Origin of the sequence: Streptomyces antioxidans (assembly GCF_000968685.2) — a bacterium.
In the GTDB taxonomy this organism is placed as follows: Bacteria; Actinomycetota; Actinomycetes; order Streptomycetales; family Streptomycetaceae; genus Streptomyces; species Streptomyces antioxidans.
In genome coordinates this window covers 199,238-217,443 of record NZ_LAKD02000006.1, presented here as the reverse complement: position 1 = coordinate 217,443, position 18,206 = coordinate 199,238, and the positions used below count along the sequence as shown (strand labels likewise).

The following is an 18,206-nucleotide window of genomic DNA, read 5'->3' as shown; positions in this document are numbered from 1 at the left end:
GGGTTCCACGGCGGTCACCGCCACCACACCGGTGGGCAGGTGGGACATGACGTGCCGGAAGTCCAGCTGGTCGATGCGGAGGCCGGGGCGGGTGGGTGGGGCGGTGGTCATGGTGATGCTTGCTCCCTTCGATGTGACGGGTCAGGCCGGTGCGTAGACAGGTCAGGTCAGTGCGGTGACGGGTCAGGCCAGCGCGCCCACCGCGCCCGGCAGTTGGCCGCCCTCGTGCCGCGCGGCGCGGATCCCGGAGGCCGGGTGGTCGGGCAGGGTGCGGCGCTGGCCCGCGCCGTAGAAGCGCTCGCGCAGGGTGGTGGCCCGCTCGTCGTAGGCGTCGCGGGCCAGGCCCTGCCGCCGCAGCTCCGGGAGCGCCAGCTCGATGAAGTCCTCCCAGCCGCCGGGCTTGGTCGCGTAGCTGAGGTTGAAGCCGTCGAGGTCCGCCACGTCCCGCCAGGTGCGCAGCTCGGCGGCGACCGTGCGCGGGGAGCCGACGATGACCGCGCCGGTGCCGCCGACGCCGATGAACTCGGCGATCTGCCGGGTGGTCCAGGTCCGGCCGGGGTCCGCCTTGGAGAACATCTCCACGATCGAGCGCGAGCCGTCCACGTCGGCGTACTGGAGCGGCAGGTCGGGGTCGACGTTGCTGAGGTCGATCCCGGTCCAGCCCGCGTACCGGGCCAGCGCACCCTCGTAACTCACCTTCGCCAGGTGCCGCTCGTACTTCTCCCGCGCCTGTGCGTCGGTGGGCGCGACGATCACGGTGATCAGGGCGAGGACCTTGACGCTCCTGGGGTCGCGGCCCGCCCGCGCGACCGCGGTCCGGATCCGGTCGACGCCGTGCCGGGTGAGCTCGGGCGTCATCGTGTTCACGAAGACCGCTTCGGCGTGCCGCGCGGCGAAGAGCGTGCCGCGCGAGGAGGCACCCGCCTGGAAGAGCACGGGGGTCCGCTGCGGGGACGGCTGGCACAGGTGGACGCCGGGGACCTCGAAGTAGGTGCCCTTGTGGCCGATGGGATGGATGCGCCGCGGATCGAGATAGGCTCCGGCCTCCGTGTCGCGGATGACCGCGTCGTCCTGCCAGGAGCTCTCCCACAGCTTGTAGCAGACCTCCAGGTACTCGTCCGCCATGTCGTAGCGCTTGTCGTGCGGGACCTGCGTCCCGAGGCCGAGGTTGCGCGCGGCCGATTCGCTGTAGGAGGTGACGATGTTCCAGCCGACCCGTCCGGCCGTCAGATGGTCCAGCGTGCTGAACTTGCGGGCCAGCGCGTACGGTTGCTCGTACGTCAGGGAAGCGGTGACGCCGAAACCCAGGTGCCGGGTGACCGAGGCCATCGCCGGGACGACCAGGGCCGGGTCGTTGATCGGGAACTGGGCGGCGTCGCGCATCGCGGCGTCGGGGGACCCGCCGTGGACATCGTGGTATCCGACGGTGTCGGCGAAGAAGACGCCGTCGAAGCAGGCGTCCTCCAGCATCCGGGCCGTGTCGGTCCAGTAGTCCACGTCGGTGTAGCGCCAGCCCTCGTCCTCCGGGTCACGCCAGGAACCCGCGGTCAGATGGGCGGGAGCGGTGACGTCGAAGGCGAAGAACTTCAGCGGCTGATTGCTCATGCTGCGCTCCAGGGCGAGGGGCGGGGCCTTCCTGCGGTGGGAGTTCCGCAGAGCACCTGAGGGAGCGGCGTTCAGTATGCGAACGCTGCGTTCATGTTGAGCATGCTGAAGTCTCGCCAGGGCCGGTGTCAACAGGTGGGGCGTTACGGCCCTTCGGGCACCCCTGGGGTGCGCCCTAGGCGGACGGTGAGTCCTGCCAGAACGCCTCGGTCAGGCGGTCGACGATGGAGCGCATCTCCTGCAGGGCCTCGGGGATCCGGTCCCGGCCGAACCGGTACCGCGGCCCGTCGAGGGCCAGGATCGCCACCAGGGTCCCGGACGAGTCGCGGATCGGGCGGGCCAGCGACAGCAGCTCTTCCTCGAGTTCGTTGTCGATGACGCCGTAGCCCTGCTCACGGACCTGCTCCAGCTCCTTGAGCAGGGTCGCGCGATCGGTGATGGTGCGCGAGGCGAAGGGCTCAAGGCGCTCCGGCAGAAGCGCGAGCACCTGCTCCACGGGCAGGTCGGCGAGCAGGACCTTGCCGGTGGAGCTGGCGTGCAGCGGGTAGTGCTCGCCGACCATGTTGTGCGGCACGATGCTCACCACGTGGGAGCCCGCGGCCTCGGCGATCAGCTCGACCCCGCCCCTGGGGTCCGGCACCGACAGGGTCACCGACTCGTTGAACCTGTCCGCCAGCTCCTGCAGCAGGGGCTGGGCGCGGGCGGCGAGGCCCGCGTGGGGGTCGGCGTGGCGGCCGAGCCGGGCCAGCTCCCAGCCCAGGACGTAGTTGTTGTCGACGCGGTCGACGAGCCCGCTCTGCTCCAGGCTGTACAGCAGGCGGAAGGCGGTGGGCCGGGAGATCCCCGCGGCCTTCGCGAGGGTGGTGACGGTGGCTCCGGAGCGGGGCTGGGCCGCCAGCTCGCGGAGCAGCCGGACGCCTTTGGTCACGGACTTGTTGGTCATGTCCGCCGGTCCGGACGCGTCGCTCATGGGGCCCCTTCGCCGTGCGGAGTCGCTCCGCGCTCGACCTTTTCCCTCACCGTACCCGTCGGCCCGTTCAGGGAGTGGACGCCGTCACCACGGGGAGCCGGGGCCGCGGCCGTGTGAGGTCTTGACAGCGGGGCGGCGGGTGCGGCCCACTATCCATACGCGCCGATGTGGACGTCGCGTTCATTATGTGGACGCGTATGGGAGTCGCGGCTCTACGAAGGAGGACTCACGTGTCCGGGCAGGCAGACGTCGTCGTCATCGGAGCCGGAGTCGCCGGTCTGATCACCGCTCGTGAACTCGGCCGGAAGGGAGCGCGGGTCGTCGTCCTCGAGGCGCGCGACCGGATCGGCGGCCGGACCTGGACCGATCACCGGCTGGGCCGGGACCTGGAGATGGGCGGCACTTGGGTGCACTGGGTCCAGCCGCACATCTGGGCCGAGATCACCCGCTACGGCCTGGAGATCACCCGTGGCCCCCGCTCGGAGGAGACCTACTGGCTCGCCGGGGACCAGGTGCGCCGCGGGACCCTGGACGACTTCATGCGGCTCATCGACCCGGGCATGACCCGGCTGCTGGCGGACACCATGAGGTGGATCCCCCGCCCGAACGCACCGCTGACCGTCCCACGGCTGGCCGATGTGGACCAGTTCAACCTCCAGGAGATGCTTGACGACCTCGAGCTGTCCACCGACGAGAGGAACGCCAACGAGGCCGCGTGGGTGGGCCACTTCAACGCCCCGCTCGACCAGTGCGCCTACACCAGCGCCCTGCGCTGGACCGCCGCCACCGCCGGATCCTGGCATCTGATGCACGAGGCGTCCGCGGTCTTCCGGCTCACCGGCGGCACCCGTGGCCTGGTGGAGGCCATCGCCGCCGACGCGGAAGCCGACGTCCGACTGTCCGCACCGGTCCGCTCCCTCACCCACGGCGCCCACGGCGCCGAGATCACCTACGGCGAGGGGCAGACCGTCGCCGCCCGGCATGTGGTGATCACCGTGCCGCAGAACGTCCTGCACCAGCTCGACATCGCCCCCGCGCTGCCGGACGGCAAGCTCCGCCCCAGCATGGAGAAGACCGCCTCCCGTGGCGCCAAGGCGTGGATCCGGGTCCGTGGCCGCGTCAAGCCCTTCTTCGCCTACTCCTCTCAGGCCCACCCCCTCTCCGTCGTACGCACCGAGTTCATCGGGGAGGACGACGCCGTGCTGGTCGCCTTCGGCCCGGACTCGACCCGGATCGACGTCAATGACCCCCAGGCCATCGACGCGGCACTGAAGGTCTGGCGCGACGACCTCGACGTGGTCGAGGCCGCTGGCCACGACTGGATGGCCGACCCCTACTCCCAGGAGACCTGGCTGATCCAGCAGCCCCACCAACTCACCCGCTACCACCGCGCCCAGCAGGAGAACGCCGGAGTCCTGCACTTCGCCAGCAGCGACTACGCGAACATCTGGGCCGGTTTCATCGACGGCGCCGTCGAAAGCGGCACCCGCGTGGCCCGCCGGGTCCTGAAGGACCTCCAGGGCCATCAGGACCTCCGGCGGCCCTCCGCCGGCTGACCGGCGTCACCCGCCGCCACGTGGGAGCTTTCGGCTCCCCGCCCACCACTCGGGGGCGCGGCGCCGAGGTCCGCGAGGAGCCGTAGCGCAGCCGCCGAGGGGGAGCCGGTGTCGGCGGTGAACACCGCCATGCGCTGACCCGGGTCATGGGACAGCTCCATCAGCTCGTTGTGCAGCGTCATCACACCCACCACGGGATGGTGGAACACCCGGGTGGGCGGGATGCACACACGGACGGGATGAGCCGCCCACAGCGATGCGAACTCCGGGCTCTTCAGGGTGAGTTCGCCGATGAGCTCGGCCAGCTCCGGGTCGTCCGGGTAGCGGGCCGCGGTCATCCTCAGATCGGCGACCGTGTCGCGGGCCTTGCCCCGCCAGTCGGCGTACAGCTCGCGGGTGTGCGGATCGAGGAAGACCAGACGGGCGACATTGGGCCGCTGCGGGGGCCGCTCCGGCGCCTCGGGGGGCAGATGTCCGGCGAGCAGGGCGTGTGCGGTGCGGTTCCAGGCCAGCACATCACCCCGGCGGCCGATGACCAGCGCGGGAACGTCTCCGAACGCGGTGAGCATCAGCCGGATGCCGGGGCGCAGTTGCTCGGGGCGGGGGCGGCGGCGGGCCTTCTGCCGGTGCCGGGCCAGGCTGTGCAGATGGGACCGCTCGGCCTCGTCGAGCCGGAGGACACGGGCGATCGCGTCGAGCACGGCGTCGGAGGCATTGGGGCTCTGGCCCTGTTCCAGACGGGTGTAGTAGCCGACGCTGATGCCCGCCAGCTGGGCCAGTTCCTCGCGGCGCAGCCCGGGGACGCGCCGTCGGCTGCCGTAGTCGGGCAGGCCGACGTCCTCCGGACGCAGCCGGGCCCGCCGGGTGCGCAGGAATGCGCCGAGCTCCGATCGCTGCTCCATGGCCCCAGGATGCCGCTCTCCGCCGCGTCCTGCCTGCATCTGTCAGGTGTAGCCACGGCGGGGATACCCCTGGCAGGGGGCTGGGTGGCGCCCGCCGCACACCACAGGCTGAGTGCGCGTCGGCGCGATCGGCGCCGCGCGCCACGCGTCCGTCCAACCCCGCGGGAGACAGTCCATGGCGGTAACCGACACCTCATCCGTGCGCCCTGGCGCGGAGACCGGAAGACTCGGCGTCAGGGGCTGGCTGATCCTGGCCACCCTGTGCGGCGCCACCTTCATGACGGGGCTGGACTTCTCGGTCGTGACCGTCGCGCTGCCGGAGATCGGACGCGACCTCGGCTTCGCGAGCACCGGCGCGCTCCAGTGGGTGGCCACGGCCTGTCTGCTGCCGACGGCGAGTCTGCTGCCGCTGTTCAGCCGGGTCTCCGACCTCGTCGGCCGCCGTCGGCTGTTCATCGCGGGCGTCGCGCTCTTCGCCGGGTTCTCCCTGTTCGCGGGGCTCGCACCGGGCCCGGCGGCGCTGATCGCGGCCCGCGTGGGCCAGGGCGCATCGGCCGCCATGATCGCGCCGACCGCCATCGCCCTGATGACGACGGCGTTCCCCGAAGGGCCCCGGCGGACCAGGGCACTCGGCGTCAACGGCGCGGTGCTGTCCCTGGGGTTCGTCCTCGGCACCCTCGGCGGCGGTGTCATCACCAGCGGGCTGAACTGGCGCTGGACGATGCTGACCCTGGTCATCATCGGTGCGCTGGTGCTGCTCGGCGCCACCGTCCTGCTGCCCGGGACGGCCACTGAGCGCGCGGCGGCCCGGCTCGACATCCCGGGGGCGGTCCTGGCGGGCATCGGCCTCTTCGCCCTCGTCTACGGTGTCTCGACGGGCCCGGAGGCGGGCTGGGGCAGCGTGCCCACCCTCGGCTCCCTCGCCCTGGCCGTGCTGGCCCTCGGTGCGTTCCTCCTGGTGGAGCGGCGGCACACGGCGCCGCTGATCCCGCTCGGTTTGCTGAACAGGCCGACGGTGAAGTGGAGCGGGCTGATCGGTTTCATCACGCTCGGGATGTGCGGCGGAACGACGGTCCTGCTGAGCCTGTACATGCAGGACGTGCTGGGCTACTCGGCGCTGGCCACCGGTGCGGGCTTCCTCGCGGAGGGCGGCACCGCGCTCCTCGGCGGCATGCTGGCCGCCCGGCTGATCGGCGCGCTCGGCACGGCGGGGGCCATGGCCACCGGCCTGGCCGTGCAGGGGCTCGGCACGGGCGCGATGGTCCTGCTGCCCGAGCGCGGCGGTACGGCGCTCCTCCTGCTGACCTCAGGTGCCATGGGCTTCGGACACGTACTGACCGTGGTGGCGTTCATCACCGCCATGACGTCCGGGCTGCGGGAGGACGAACAAGGCGTCGCGGGCGGCCTGTCGCAGCTGCCGCAGTTCCTCGGCGCCATCGGGACGGCTTGCCTGGCGGCCATCGTCACCGCGCGCACCAAGGCGCTCGCCACGACGAGGAGTCCCACCCTCGCCACGCTGGGCGGGCTGCACACGGCGATGCTCACGGCGGGGTTCGTCTGCCTCGCCGGTGCCCTCCTCGCGGTTCTGCTCCTGCGGGTCCTGCGGGATGTTCCGCCGGGACGTTCCCGCGGGATGAGCGATGAGACACCAAAAGGTGTCCATTGACAGCGGCTCTCGTGGTCACGACCATATGGGACATGCATTCGACGCATCCGGGCGTGCTCTGCCGCTACGTGGACTACCTGCGCACCTCCAGCGCCCTCTGTCGCTGACCGGGCGGTCGCACCGCCCCCGGAGGCCGGACACCGCCGCTGTGCCACCGCGCTATCCGTCTCGTCCAGGTGAACCACTCCACGACAATGGAACGGCAATGGTGTGCGGCGGAGTACGCCGCGGACGCTGGAGGAACGCTGTGCCGCTGACCTCGAAACCCCTGCACAGGCTGGGCTTCTTGACCATTGGGCTGTTCGACGCGGACGATCCCCGCCGGGGCCATGAGTCCACGCTCGAGATCATCGAACTGGGCGAACGGCTGGGGTTCGACAGCGCCTGGGTGCGCCACCGCCATCTGCAATACGGCATCTCCTCTCCCGTGGCCGTTCTCGCGGCGGTCTCGCAGCGCACCAGCCGCATCGAACTGGGCACGGCCGTCATCCCCATGGGGTGGGAGAATCCGCTGCGGCTGGCCGAGGACCTGGCGACGGTCGACATCCTGTCCGGGGGCCGCCTCAACCCGGGGGTCAGCGCCGGTCCGCCGCACCACTACGACCAGGTCAAGGGCGCGCTCCACCCCGACACCGCCGACACCGAGGACTTCGGCCACGAGCGGGTGCGACGGCTGCTGGACTGCGTACGCGGCGAACGGGTCACCGACCTCAGCGGTGTCGAGGGCTTCGAGGTGTTCTCCGACCGCGTCCAGCCGCACGCCCCGGGGCTCGGCCGCCGGATGTGGTACGGCGGTGGCAGTCTGCGGTCCGCCCAGTGGGCCGGTGAGCAGGGCATGAACCTGCTCACCAGCAGTGTGGTGAAGGCGGAGGAGTCCGAGGACTTCGCCGAGATCCAGCTCTCGCACATCCGGACCTTCCGCGCCCACCACCCCGACGGCGACCGCGCCCGGGTCTCCCAGGGCCTCGTCGTCATCCCCACCGACACCGCCTCACCGGAGCAGCGCGCGAAGTACGAGCACTACGCCCGGCAGCGGCTGCCGCGCACCGCCACGCCCCAGGGGCCCGCGCGCATGATGTTCGCGCCCGACCTCGTGGGCACCTCGAAGGACATCGCCGAACGGCTGGCCTCACACGCCGCGTTCCGGGAGGTCGAGGAGGTCGCGTTCGCGCTGCCCTTCACCTTCGACCACGAGGACTACGTACAGATCCTCACCGACATCGCCACCGAGCTCGCCCCGGCCCTGGGCTGGCAACCGGCCCCGTAGCGCTCAATGCCGCCCGCGAACTTCACTGTCGATGCTGCAGCTCGGGGCACCAGCCGGTTCGCCACCGCCACCTCGGGTTCGCCACCGCCACCTCGGGCAGGAGGTCATTCCACCCACTTGTCGCCCGGGTGGGCCGCGGCATGGGGGCCACGCGCTTACGCGGGCTTCGGTGGCTTCGACTCGTGGCCGTGCGTATGAGTGTGGCCGTGTGTACGGGAGTGTCCGTGGCCGTGCCCGGGTGCCTCGGACGGCGTGGGCACCGTGTCCCCGGCGCGCAGCGGGGCCGCCTCGTATCTGCCCTCGTGGGCGACGACCGGCCGCCGGTCGCCGGCGAGTTCGGGGTACCGCTCCTCCAGCTTCTGCCGGGACTCCGCGGTGCGCCGCATCGCGGTGACGTAGTCGCGGTCGCCCCGGTAGGTCCCCTTCCAGGTCTGCGGCATCCGCTCCGGCGGCGGTGGCACGGCGGCGGTGCCGCCGAGCGCGAAGCTGCTGGGGATCTTGCGGGTCGCGGCCCCGCAGTCCGGGCAGTCCGGCAGCGGGGCGGTGAACGACTGGATCACCTCGAAGCGGTGCCCGGTCTCACAGGCGAGTTCATAGATGGCCATCGGTCCTCCTCACCAGAGCGACAGCGAGCGGTCGAAGATCCCGGCGAGGTCGTCCTCGGTGACCTCGCGCGGGGCGGTGGCCAGCAGCCGTTGCTGCTTCATGGCGCCGTCCACCAGTGCGGGGATGTCGCCCCTGTCGTAGCCGACACCGCCGATGCCGTCGGGCATCCCGATGTCCCGCATCAACTCCTGGATCGCGGTGGGCAGTACCTCGGCCGGGTCGGCGGGGCGGTCCATCCCCGGGGCGAGGAGTTCCGCCGCCCGCAGATGCCGTTCGGGCTGGGCGTTGAAGGTGAAGCGGAACGCCTCGGGAGCGGTGAGCGAGACGGCCATCCCGTGCGGCACCATCGGTTCGTGCGCGGGGTAGCCCTCGGGGTGGAAGTCCTTCACCCGCCCGGCGATCGGGTAGGCGTTGGCGTGCGGGATGTGCACACCCGCGTTGCCGAACCCGAGTCCGGCGAAGGTGGCCGCGAGGGCCATGTCGGAGCGCGCCCCGGGGTCGTCACCGTCGCGGACCGCGGTACGGAAGGACCGCGCCAGCAGGTGCAGCGCCCGTTCCGACCACGCGTCCGAGATGGGGTTGGCGCCGCAGTACGGCACCCGCTGCTCGGGGTGTTTGCGCGGGAGGGTGTCGTACGGGCGGGCCGTGTAGCTCTCCAGCGCGTGGCACAGGATGTCCATGCCGCTGGCGGCGGTCACCCCGGCGGGCAGGGTGAGGGTCAGGTCCGGGTCGATCACCGCGAGCGTGGGCCGCAGCCGGGCGTGGCTGATGCCGGTCTTCACCTTGAGCTCCAGTACGTCGAGCACGCAGATGGTGGTGGACTCCGAGCCGGTTCCGGTGGTGGTGGGGACCGCGACCAGCGGTTTGAGCGGGTTCTCGGGCGCCAGCGCCCTGCCCACGGGCGCGTTGACGTAGTCCATCAGCGTGCCGGGGTTGGTGCTGAGGAGGTTGACGGCCTTCGCGGTGTCGATGCTGGAGCCGCCGCCCACCGCGACGAAGGCGTCCCACGGGCCCGACGCCCGTGCGTGGTCGACGGCCTCCCGCAGGCTGATGTCGGTGGGCTCCACGTGCACGTCGTCGAAGACCCGGGCCTCGATGCCGAACGCGGTCATCCGTTCGGCGATGCGGTGGGGTGCGCCGGTGGCGGCCACCCCGGCGTCGGTGATCACGAGGACCCGGCGGACCCCGTGCTGGGAGAGGTCGAAGCCGATCTCGTCGGACGCTCCCGGCCCGAACTTCAGCGCCGGGGCGCCATAGGTGAACACGGACTCGGGTCGGGCCGGAACGGTGTTGTTCATACGCGTCCCTCCTGGGGATCGGAGTAGGCCCGGCGGCGCCGCGAGCCCGGCTCGCGGCGCCGCCGGATCCGGACGATCAAGCGTAGAAGCCATCGGGGGCGAGCCGCATCGAGCGCAGCTGCTCGGCGTCATGGCCGAAGACGACGGTGGCGTCCGACCGCTCCGCGATGCCGCGGATCTTCTCCACCGAGGCGTACCAGGCGGTCAGGTCGTTGACAATGGCGGCGGGGGTGGCGGGCGGCCCGTAGGAGTCCCCCATGTAGACGGCGTCCGAGGTGAACAGCATCGTCCCGGTCTCCGGCAGGTCCACCTTCATCGACATGGTGCCGGGGGTGTGCCCGGGGGCCTCGATGAGGGTGACACCGGGCAGGATCTCGGTGTCGCCGCTGACGGTGTCGAAGTCACACGCCGCGTAGTCCGTCTTGAGGTGGGCACCGCTGAAGGCGCCCTCGAAGCCGAAGGCGAACTCCTTCTCCTTCTCGTGGCACACCAGCCGTGCGCCGGTGCCGGCGAACATGCCGATGTTCCCGGCGTGGTCGAAGTGCAGATGGGACAGGACCAGATGGTCGATGTCCTGCGGCTGGACACCGAGCTGGCCGAGCCGCGCGTCGAGGTATTCCTCGTCGCTCACCTGGTCGTAGGGGAAGTACTCCTGCAGACCGGTCGGGGCCCAGCGGGTCTCCCAGTCGCGGGGGCAGCTGGTGTCCCACAGCAGCGTCCCCTCGGGGGTCTCCACCAGTACGCAGTGGGTGGTGCAGGAGTACCACTCCGGGGGCCGCTCGTGTTCGGTGCGGGTGCGCATCGTACGGCCCGCCTTGAGCAGCAGCCACGTCAGATCGCAGCTCATCGCTCCGCAGCTCAGGACGTGGACCTTGTTCGCGGTCTTCGTGGTCATGGGGCTTCACCTCTGGTCGGGAACGGAGCCACCCGGGGGCCGGGCGGCGGTCATGGACACATGGGCGGAAGGAGTACGGGAGGACTTGGTGTCATCACGGGCGGGTCCGGGCTGGAGGTCGCACCCCCGGGATTCGCGGACGACCAGCACGCACACCAGCCCGATGAGTGCCGAGCCCGCCCAGATGGAGGCGATCGGCCAGGAGGCGCCGTCGGCCGCGCCGACCAGGGCGCCCGCCACGAGTGGCACGAACCCCGCCACCACACCGCCGAGTTGGTAGCCGACCGAGGTACCGGTGTAGCGGACGTCCGCGGGGAACAGCTCCGCGTACATCGCCGCCGTGGGCGCGTACATCCCCGCGTGTGCCACGGCGAGCGCGAGCAGCATGGCCAGCCAGGTGGGTCCGGTCTGCCCGGTGGCCAGCAGCCAGAAGAACGGGAAGGCGAGCACGGCCGCGAACCCGGCGGCGCCCGCGAACACCGGGCGCCGGCCCCAGCGGTCCGACAGTGCGCCGAAACACGGCACCGCCAAACCCTCGGCCACCGCCGCGATGAGCATCCCCGTCAGCAGCACGCCCCGCGAGATATCGAGATGGGAGGAGCCGTAGGACAGCACGAAGACCGAGACGATGTAGAAGGGGACACCGGCCGAGACATACATGCCGACCGTGAGGGCGATCGCCTTCCCGTGGTGGCGGAACGCCTCCATGACCGGCATCTTGCGCGCCCGCCCCGCCGCCCTCACCCGGGCGACCGCCTGGGTCTCGGAGATGCGCGAGCGGAGGAACAGCCCGACCCCGATCAGCACCACGCTGAGCAGGAAGGGGACGCGCCAGCCCCAGGCGAGGAGGTCGTCATCGGGCAGCGTGGAGACCACCGCGAACACGGTCGACGACAGCACAAGACCGAGCGGCACCCCCATCTGCGGCAGACTCCCGTAGAACCCCCGCCGGTCGCGCGGCGAGGACTCCACGACCATCGTCACCGCACCGCCCCACTCGCCGCCCACGGCGAACCCCTGGAGGAAGCGCAGCGTGACCAGCAGGACGGGCGCCCAGAGGCCGATGGTCTGGTAGCCGGGCAGCAGGCCGACGACGACGGTCGCCGCGCCCATCAGGAACAGCGTCAGCATGAGGGCCTGTCGGCGCCCCACGCGGTCCCCGAAGTGACCGAAGATCACTCCGCCGAGCGGGCGGGCGACGAAGCCGACCGCGAAGGTGCCGAACGCGGCCAGGGTCCCGGCCGTCGGCGAGAAGTCGGGGAAGAACTCGGTGCCGAAGACCAGCGCCGCGGCGAGGCCGTAGATGTAGAAGTCGTACCACTCGATCGTGGTGCCGACCATTCCGGCCAGCGCGGTTCTGCGGATGGCCGCCTGGGATGCCGGGTGATGTCCTTCGGCTCCCGCGCCGGTCGCGGCGTCGGTGACGGGGATATGGCTCATGCGGGTGCGCTGCTCTCGTATGGGGGAGTCGGGTGAACCCTCTGACGGGGTCAGAGAGTTGGCACCAGGCCGCCGTCACACCGGAGGGCGGTGCCCGTGATGTACGCGGCCTGGGTGCTGCACAGAAACGCGGCGACGGCGCCGAACTCATCGGGTTCGCCGTAGCGCCCGGCCGGGATCGTGGTCTTGGAAGCGGCCTCGACCTCGGCCAGCGGCTGGCCGGTGCGCTGGGCGGCGGCCTCGTCGATCTCCCGGGCCCGCGGGGTGGCGATGCGCCCGGGGAGCAGGGAGTTGACGGTCACGCCCTGTGCGGCCACCTCGGCGGCGAGGGTCTTGAGGTACCCGGCGAGCGCCGCCCGTCCGAGGTTGGACAGCGAGAGGTTCGGCAGCGGCGCCTGCACACTTGTCGAGCTGATGCTCAGGATCCGGCCCCAGCCCCTCCCGACCATGGTCGGCAGGGTGCCCCGCACCAGGATCTCCTGCGGGGTGACCAGCGTGGCGATGGCCTGGGCGACCCCGGTGGTATCGGTGGCGCGGGCCGGTCCCGGCGCGGGGCCCGGCCCGTTCAGTACGAGGATGTCGAGGTCGCCGACGGCCTCGCGGGCGGCCGTGAGAAGCCGCTCGGCGCCGCCGTCCGCGACCAGGTCACAGCCCACGCCGACCGCGCCCGGGAGCCCGTCCGCCACCTCCTTGGCGCGCTCGGCCGACCGGCCCGTGACCACGACCTTGGCCCCTTCCTCCGCCAGGGCCCGGGCGGTCGCCCGGCCGAGACCGGATGTGGACGCGCAGATGAGAGCGGTTTTGCCTGCCAGACCGAGTCGCATGGCACCTTTCCTCTTCGGCTCGCGCCGCCCGGCACCGCCGGGTTGCGCCGTCTGAAATATAGGACGCTGTCTTATATGCAAACCAGATGGTGCCCACGGGGGAGTGCCGCGTCAAGGCTTGACGCACGCCGAAGTCGAGCGTCAGACTCCGATTTCTCGGACAGCGTCCAAAATCTCGTCAATGGCCGAACGGCCACCGACACCCGCACATCGAGAGGCATGACCGTGACCGTCACCCAGCCCCCAACGACATCCGCAGCCCGGCAGCGGCCCCGCGTGGCGCGGCAGCGACCCCGGTGGTCCGAGCTGCGCGAGGTCCTGCGGGTCCGCCGGCCGACCCTCAACCCGGTCGAGCGGCGGCTCGGGGCCGCGCTGACCATCCGCGACCTCCGGAAGGCGGCGGTGGGTACGACTCCGCGCGCGGTGTTCGACTACGTGGACGGCGCGGCCGACGCGGAGCTGACCGCGCGGCGGAACAGGGCCGCCTTCGCGGCGGTCGAACTCGTACCGGAGTATCTGTCGCCGGTCGACCACCCGGACCTGTCCACGCGGGTGTTCGACCGCGAGATCGCGATGCCGCTGATCTTCGCGCCGACCGGATACACCCGGATGATGCACCACGAGGGCGAGGCGGCGGTCGCGCGCGTGGCCGCCCGCCACGGCCTGCCGTACACGCTGTCCACCGTCGGCACCTCGACCGTCGAGGACGTCGCCGCGGCGGCTCCCGGCGGCGAGCACTGGTTCCAGCTCTATCTGACCCGCGATGAACGCCTCAACGCCGAACTCCTGGACCGCGCGCTCGCCGCCGGGTTCACCACGGTGGTCCTCACCGTCGACACCCCCGTGGCGGGGCGCCACCCCAAGGACATGCGCAACGGCCTCACGATCCCGCCGTCGCTCACCCTGCGCACGCTGTTCGGCATGGCCCGCTATCCGTCCTGGGTGCTCAACAAGCTGACCACCGCCCCGATCGCGTTCGCGTCGCTGCGCAGCATGACCGGCGAGACCGATGTGATCGACGCCGTACGGGTGGCCGATGTCGTCTTCGAACCGACGCTGAACTACGACCATCTGGCGTGGCTGCGCGCCAACTGGCCGCACCGGCTGCTGGTCAAGGGGATCCTCAGCCCGCGCGACGCGCGACGCGCGGTCGAGGCGGGCGCGGACGGCGTGGTCGTGTCCAACCACGGCGGACGGCAGCTCGACCGCACCCCGGCCACCCTCACGGTGCTGCCGGAGATACGCGAGGAGCTCGGCCCCGACGCCACGGTGATCCTCGACAGCGGCGTCACCCACGGCCAGGACATCCTCGCCGCGCGGGCGCTCGGGGCGGATGCGGTCATGATCGGCCGTGCCTATCTCTACGGCCTGATGGCCGGTGGCGAGCGGGGCGTGGAGCGCGCCGTCACGATCCTGCGCGAGGAGTACGCACGCAGTCTGCAACTGCTGGGGCTGAACGCGAGCGACGCCATCGCACGGCATCATGTGCGCACGCCGTGAGGGTTCCGGGAACACGGAGGGTCCGCCTGGGGAGGCGGACCCTCCGGCCCGGTCTCCTCCGGCCCGGTCTCAGGTGACCCGTTGGGGAACGCCCAGCGGATTCGCGTCCCGCAGCGCGGGCGGCAGCAGGTGCTGCGGCACGCCCTGGTAGGCGACCGGCCGCAGGAAGCGGTGGATGGCCCCGGTCCCCACCGAGGTCGTGGCCGGTGCCGTGGTGGCCGGGTAGGGGCCGCCGTGCTGCTGGGCGTAGGTGACCGACACACCCGTGGGCCACTGGTTCCACAGCACACGCCCGGCCCTGGCGGCCAGCAGCCTGATCAGCTCCGGGGCGATGGTGTCGTCGTCCTCGCCCTGGACGGACGCGGTGAGCTGTCCGTCGATGGCCCTCGCCACGTCCAGCAGTTCGCTCTCCCGCGCGTACTCCACGACCAGCGCGGTCGGCCCGAACACCTCCCGGATGAGTGTGTCCGGGTCGCGGAGCAGGTCGGCCGAGGTCGTGCACAGCACCGTGGGGGACGGACCGGCGCCGTCGTGGCCGCCGCTCACCAGGACGCGCACCCCGGCCGTGTCGCGCAACTCCCGCAGCGCGCTCGCATAGGAGGTCCGGATGCGCTCGTTGAGCAGGGTGAGCGGCGCGCCCGGGACCGCGCCGGGAACCTCGTCCACCAGCTCCGCCGACGCCGGGACCAGCAGGATGCCGGGCTTGGTGCAGAACTGCCCGGCGCCGAGGGTGAACGACCCGACGAACTCCGAGACGATCGCGGGCCCGCGCCGCCCGGCGGCGGCCTCCGTGACGAACACCGGGTTGACGCTGCCGAGTTCACCGAAGAAGGGGATGGGCTCCGGACGGCCGGCCGCGAGGTCGAAGAGCGCCCGGCCCGCCTCCGTCGACCCGGTGAACGCGCCCGCCCTCACCCGCGGATCGACGATCGCGGCCCGGCCCGCCTCCGTCCCGAAGACCACGTCGAAAAGCCCCTCGGGGGCGCCGCTTGACCGCAGTGCCCGCTGCACCACCTCCGCCGTGGCGGCCGAGAGCCTGGGGTGGCCGGAGTGGGCCTTGACCACGACCGGGCAGCCCGCCGCGAGCGCCGAGGCGGTGTCCCCGCCCGCCACACTGAACGCGAACGGGAAGTTGCTCGCGGCGAAGACGAGGACCGGGCCGAGCGGTTCGAGCACCCGGCGCAGATCGGGCCGCGGGCCCATCGGCCACGCGGGGTCGGCACGGTCGATCGTGGCCCCGAGGTATTCGCCCCGCGTGGCCGTCTCGGCGAAGAGCCGGAGCTGGAACACCGTGCGGACCATCTCGTTGCGCAGCCGGGGTTCCCCGAGGGAGGTCTCCTCGTCCGCGAGGGCCACGAGCTTCGGCGCGGCCTCCTCGAGCGCGGACGCGATGGCCTCGAGAAACGGGGCGCGGTCGGCAGGCTGGAGGCGGCTCCACCGCTCGAACGCGGCCGTGGCGGCGTCGAGTTTCCGCGCCAGCACCTGCGCGTCTGTCGGATCGGTCATCAGGCGTGCTCCCTCATGGTGTCAGCTGTGTCTTATATGTGAGACGTCATCCTATTCTTGAGACACGGTGGCATGCGTAGGCGCCTCCGTCAACGCGCCTTGACGGCCGTCGAGGCGGGCTCCCATACTCAACCCGTAAGACAGCGTCTGAAGTTTCGTACACGGTGGACAGAGTGAGGCGTGGCTCCATGAAGGCAGCAGTACTGCACCGGCCCGGTGCGCGGTTGACCGTCGAGGACGTCGAGCTCGACGCCCCCGGACCGGGCGAGGTCGCCCTCCGCGTGCTCGCCGCCGGGGTGTGCCACAGCGATCTCCACTACATGAACGGCGACCTCACCGTCCGCCTGCCCGCGGTGCTCGGGCACGAGGGGACGGGCGTGGTGGAGCGGGTGGGGGAGGGGGTGACCCGGGTCCGCCCCGGCGACACCGTCATCACGCTGTGGCGCCCGCGGTGCGGCGACTGCGAGTTCTGCACCACCGGCCGCCCCGCCCTGTGCGCGCTGGGCCGGGTGCAGGCGGCCTCCGGCGGTCTGCTCGACGGGACGTCACGGCTGAACCTGAACGGCGAGAAGCTGCACCACCTCATGGGGGTCTCCTGCTTCGCCGAACGATGCGTCGTATCCGAACGGTCGGTCCTCACGATCGACCCTGACGTTCCGCCGGAGATCGCGGCGATCACCGGATGTGCCGTGGTGACCGGGGCCGGTGCCGCGCTGAACGTCATGAAGGACGCCACCGGGGAGGGCGTCGTGGTCATCGGTGCCGGTGGCGTCGGGCTGAGTGCGGTGATGGGGCTGCGCCTCGTCGGCGCCGATCCCATCGTCGCGGTCGACACGGTGGACACCAGGCTGGAGAAGGCCCTTGAGCTGGGTGCCACCCATGCGGTCAACGTCCGCACCCACAGCCTCGTCGAAGAGCTCGTCAAGATCTCGCCGCGTCCGATGGCCTGGTCGCTGGACGCGGTCGGCAGGCCCCAGACCCTGGCCCAGGCGGTCGAGGTCGTAGGCACCGGCGGGACCGCCGTCGCCGTCGGCCTCGGCAAGGCGGGCGCCACCGCGGCCGTGCCCGTCAACCCCCTGGTGCAGCAGGAGAAGCGGCTGGTCGGCAGCCTCTACGGCTCGGCCAACACACCGGTCGACATCCCCAGGCTGGTCGAGCTCTTCAAGACCGGCCGACTGCCGCTCGACAAGCTGCTCGGCGAACGGTACGAGCTGTCGGCGGTCAACGAGGCGTACGCGGCGCTGGCGCAGGGGGCGACCGGGCGTGCGGTGATCGTCCCCGGTCCTAAGCTGTGAGTGCGGACGGGCTCAGAGACGGACCCGGGGGTAGGAGAGAGCGATGAACAAGGAACTGGTCGCGGAACTGGGCCGACGGCTGTGGGAAGCGGGCAAGGCGGGCACTGCCGCTGCCGTTGACTCCGCCGCGGTCGACTCCGCCGCGGTGGATCCGGCCCTGGCCGATCGGCTCGATGGTCTCGAGATGGCCTACGCCGTCCAGGCCGCCACCCTCGAACTGGCGATCGCTGCCGGTGAGCGGGCGATCGGCCACAAGGTCGGCCTCACGGCACGGCCCGCACGGGAGACCTTCGGCGCCGATGAGCCCGCCGCCGGCCACCTGCTCGCCAGCAGGCAGCTCGAGGACGGCCAACCCCTCGTCGCGGCCGGGCTGTTCGCCCCGGTGGCGGAGGTGGAGGTCGCGTTCACCCTGGGCGAGGCGCTGCCCGGTCCGGGAGTGACCGCTGGCGACGTCCGCGATGCCACCGCCACCGTGGCACCGGCCTTCGAGATCGTCGACAGCCGGTGGCGCGGTGGTGCGCGGACGCTCCCGATGCTCGTCGCGGACAACACCAACGCCGCCCGCGCGATGGTGGGGCCGCCGGTCGTGCCGTCGGCGTCCGTGGACCTGTCGAAGGTCGCCGCCACGCTGACGATCGGCTCGCGTACGGTGCCGGGGAGCGCGGCCGCCGTCATGGGCGACCCCGCCGAGGCGGTGGCATGGCTCGCCCGGCATCTGCTGCGCAGCGGAAGGCGACTGGAGGCCGGGGACCTCGTCCTGAGCGGCACCCTGTGCGCCCCGACGGCGATCAGCACTGGCGACCACCTGGTGGCCGACCTCGGTGCGCTGGGCCGGATCACCCTCGACGTCGACTGACCGCCGGTGGCCGGGGCCGG

15 protein-coding genes are annotated in these 18,206 nt (G+C 71.8%); 6 read left to right on the top strand and 9 right to left on the bottom strand.

The window, feature by feature from the left end; translation table 11 throughout:
* Nucleotides 1-183: 183 nt before the first annotated feature.
* Nucleotides 184-1,605: an LLM class flavin-dependent oxidoreductase gene (locus VT50_RS05890; protein ID WP_046088351.1), complete on the bottom strand. Its 1,422-nt coding sequence runs from the start codon at nt 1,603-1,605 to the stop codon at nt 184-186.
* A 175-nt stretch (nt 1,606-1,780) separates the two neighbouring features.
* On the bottom strand, nt 1,781-2,575 hold the full coding sequence (locus VT50_RS05885; protein WP_046088350.1) for an IclR family transcriptional regulator: 795 nt from the start codon (nt 2,573-2,575) through the stop codon (nt 1,781-1,783).
* 230 nt (nt 2,576-2,805) lie between these two features.
* On the opposite strand from VT50_RS05885, the gene VT50_RS05880 reads away from it, so the two are divergent.
* Nucleotides 2,806-4,131 (top strand): flavin monoamine oxidase family protein, encoded by a 1,326-nt coding sequence (locus tag VT50_RS05880; protein ID WP_206269346.1) that lies wholly within the window; start codon nt 2,806-2,808, stop codon nt 4,129-4,131.
* On the opposite strand, the gene VT50_RS05875 is transcribed toward VT50_RS05880, so the two are convergent.
* Nucleotides 4,101-5,033 carry a helix-turn-helix transcriptional regulator gene (locus VT50_RS05875; RefSeq protein ID WP_046088348.1) on the bottom strand — a complete coding sequence of 311 codons (933 nt, stop codon included), beginning with the start codon at nt 5,031-5,033 and terminating at the stop codon, nt 4,101-4,103. The genes VT50_RS05880 and VT50_RS05875 overlap by 31 nt on opposite strands.
* A 175-nt stretch (nt 5,034-5,208) precedes the next feature.
* Here VT50_RS05875 and VT50_RS05870 point away from each other — a divergent pair, with 175 nt between their 5' ends.
* Together VT50_RS05870 and VT50_RS05865 are read left to right on the top strand one after the other, a co-directional pair.
* Entirely contained in the window at nt 5,209-6,699 is a 1,491-nt protein-coding gene (locus VT50_RS05870; RefSeq protein ID WP_078840848.1) for an MFS transporter, read from the top strand.
* 247 nt (nt 6,700-6,946) lie between these two features.
* Complete coding sequence (locus VT50_RS05865; protein ID WP_046088347.1) at nt 6,947-7,966, top strand: LLM class flavin-dependent oxidoreductase; 1,020 nt, start codon at nt 6,947-6,949, stop codon at nt 7,964-7,966.
* 155 nt (nt 7,967-8,121) lie between these two features.
* Here the strand turns inward: VT50_RS05865 and VT50_RS05860 are convergent, their stop codons facing one another.
* The 5 genes from VT50_RS05860 to VT50_RS05840 form a co-directional block, all read right to left on the bottom strand.
* A complete protein-coding gene (locus VT50_RS05860) occupies nt 8,122-8,571 on the bottom strand; it encodes an FmdB family zinc ribbon protein (protein WP_046088346.1) in 450 nt (149 codons plus the stop codon).
* A 9-nt stretch (nt 8,572-8,580) separates the two neighbouring features.
* On the bottom strand, nt 8,581-9,870 hold the full coding sequence (locus tag VT50_RS05855; RefSeq protein ID WP_046088345.1) for a hydroxyacid-oxoacid transhydrogenase: 1,290 nt from the start codon (nt 9,868-9,870) through the stop codon (nt 8,581-8,583).
* 76 nt (nt 9,871-9,946) lie between these two features.
* On the bottom strand, nt 9,947-10,765 hold the full coding sequence (locus tag VT50_RS05850; protein ID WP_046088344.1) for an N-acyl homoserine lactonase family protein: 819 nt from the start codon (nt 10,763-10,765) through the stop codon (nt 9,947-9,949).
* Nucleotides 10,766-10,771: 6 nt separating this feature from the next.
* Nucleotides 10,772-12,205 carry an MFS transporter gene (locus tag VT50_RS05845; protein ID WP_078840847.1) on the bottom strand — a complete coding sequence of 478 codons (1,434 nt, stop codon included), beginning with the start codon at nt 12,203-12,205 and terminating at the stop codon, nt 10,772-10,774.
* A gap of 50 nt (nt 12,206-12,255) precedes the next feature.
* Nucleotides 12,256-13,029: an SDR family oxidoreductase gene (locus VT50_RS05840; protein ID WP_046088343.1), complete on the bottom strand. Its 774-nt coding sequence runs from the start codon at nt 13,027-13,029 to the stop codon at nt 12,256-12,258.
* Nucleotides 13,030-13,305: 276 nt separating this feature from the next.
* Here VT50_RS05840 and VT50_RS05835 point away from each other — a divergent pair, with 276 nt between their 5' ends.
* On the top strand, nt 13,306-14,529 hold the full coding sequence (locus tag VT50_RS05835; protein WP_338058308.1) for an alpha-hydroxy acid oxidase: 1,224 nt from the start codon (nt 13,306-13,308) through the stop codon (nt 14,527-14,529).
* A 69-nt stretch (nt 14,530-14,598) separates the two neighbouring features.
* Here the strand turns inward: VT50_RS05835 and VT50_RS05830 are convergent, their stop codons facing one another.
* Complete coding sequence (locus tag VT50_RS05830) at nt 14,599-16,035, bottom strand: aldehyde dehydrogenase (NADP(+)) (RefSeq protein WP_046088341.1); 1,437 nt, start codon at nt 16,033-16,035, stop codon at nt 14,599-14,601.
* 188 nt (nt 16,036-16,223) lie between these two features.
* On the opposite strand from VT50_RS05830, the gene VT50_RS05825 reads away from it, so the two are divergent.
* Entirely contained in the window at nt 16,224-17,330 is a 1,107-nt protein-coding gene (locus VT50_RS05825; protein ID WP_046088340.1) for a zinc-binding dehydrogenase, read from the top strand.
* A 43-nt stretch (nt 17,331-17,373) separates the two neighbouring features.
* Nucleotides 17,374-18,186: a 2-keto-4-pentenoate hydratase gene (locus tag VT50_RS05820; protein ID WP_053048691.1), complete on the top strand. Its 813-nt coding sequence runs from the start codon at nt 17,374-17,376 to the stop codon at nt 18,184-18,186.
* Nucleotides 18,187-18,206 lie beyond the last annotated feature (20 nt).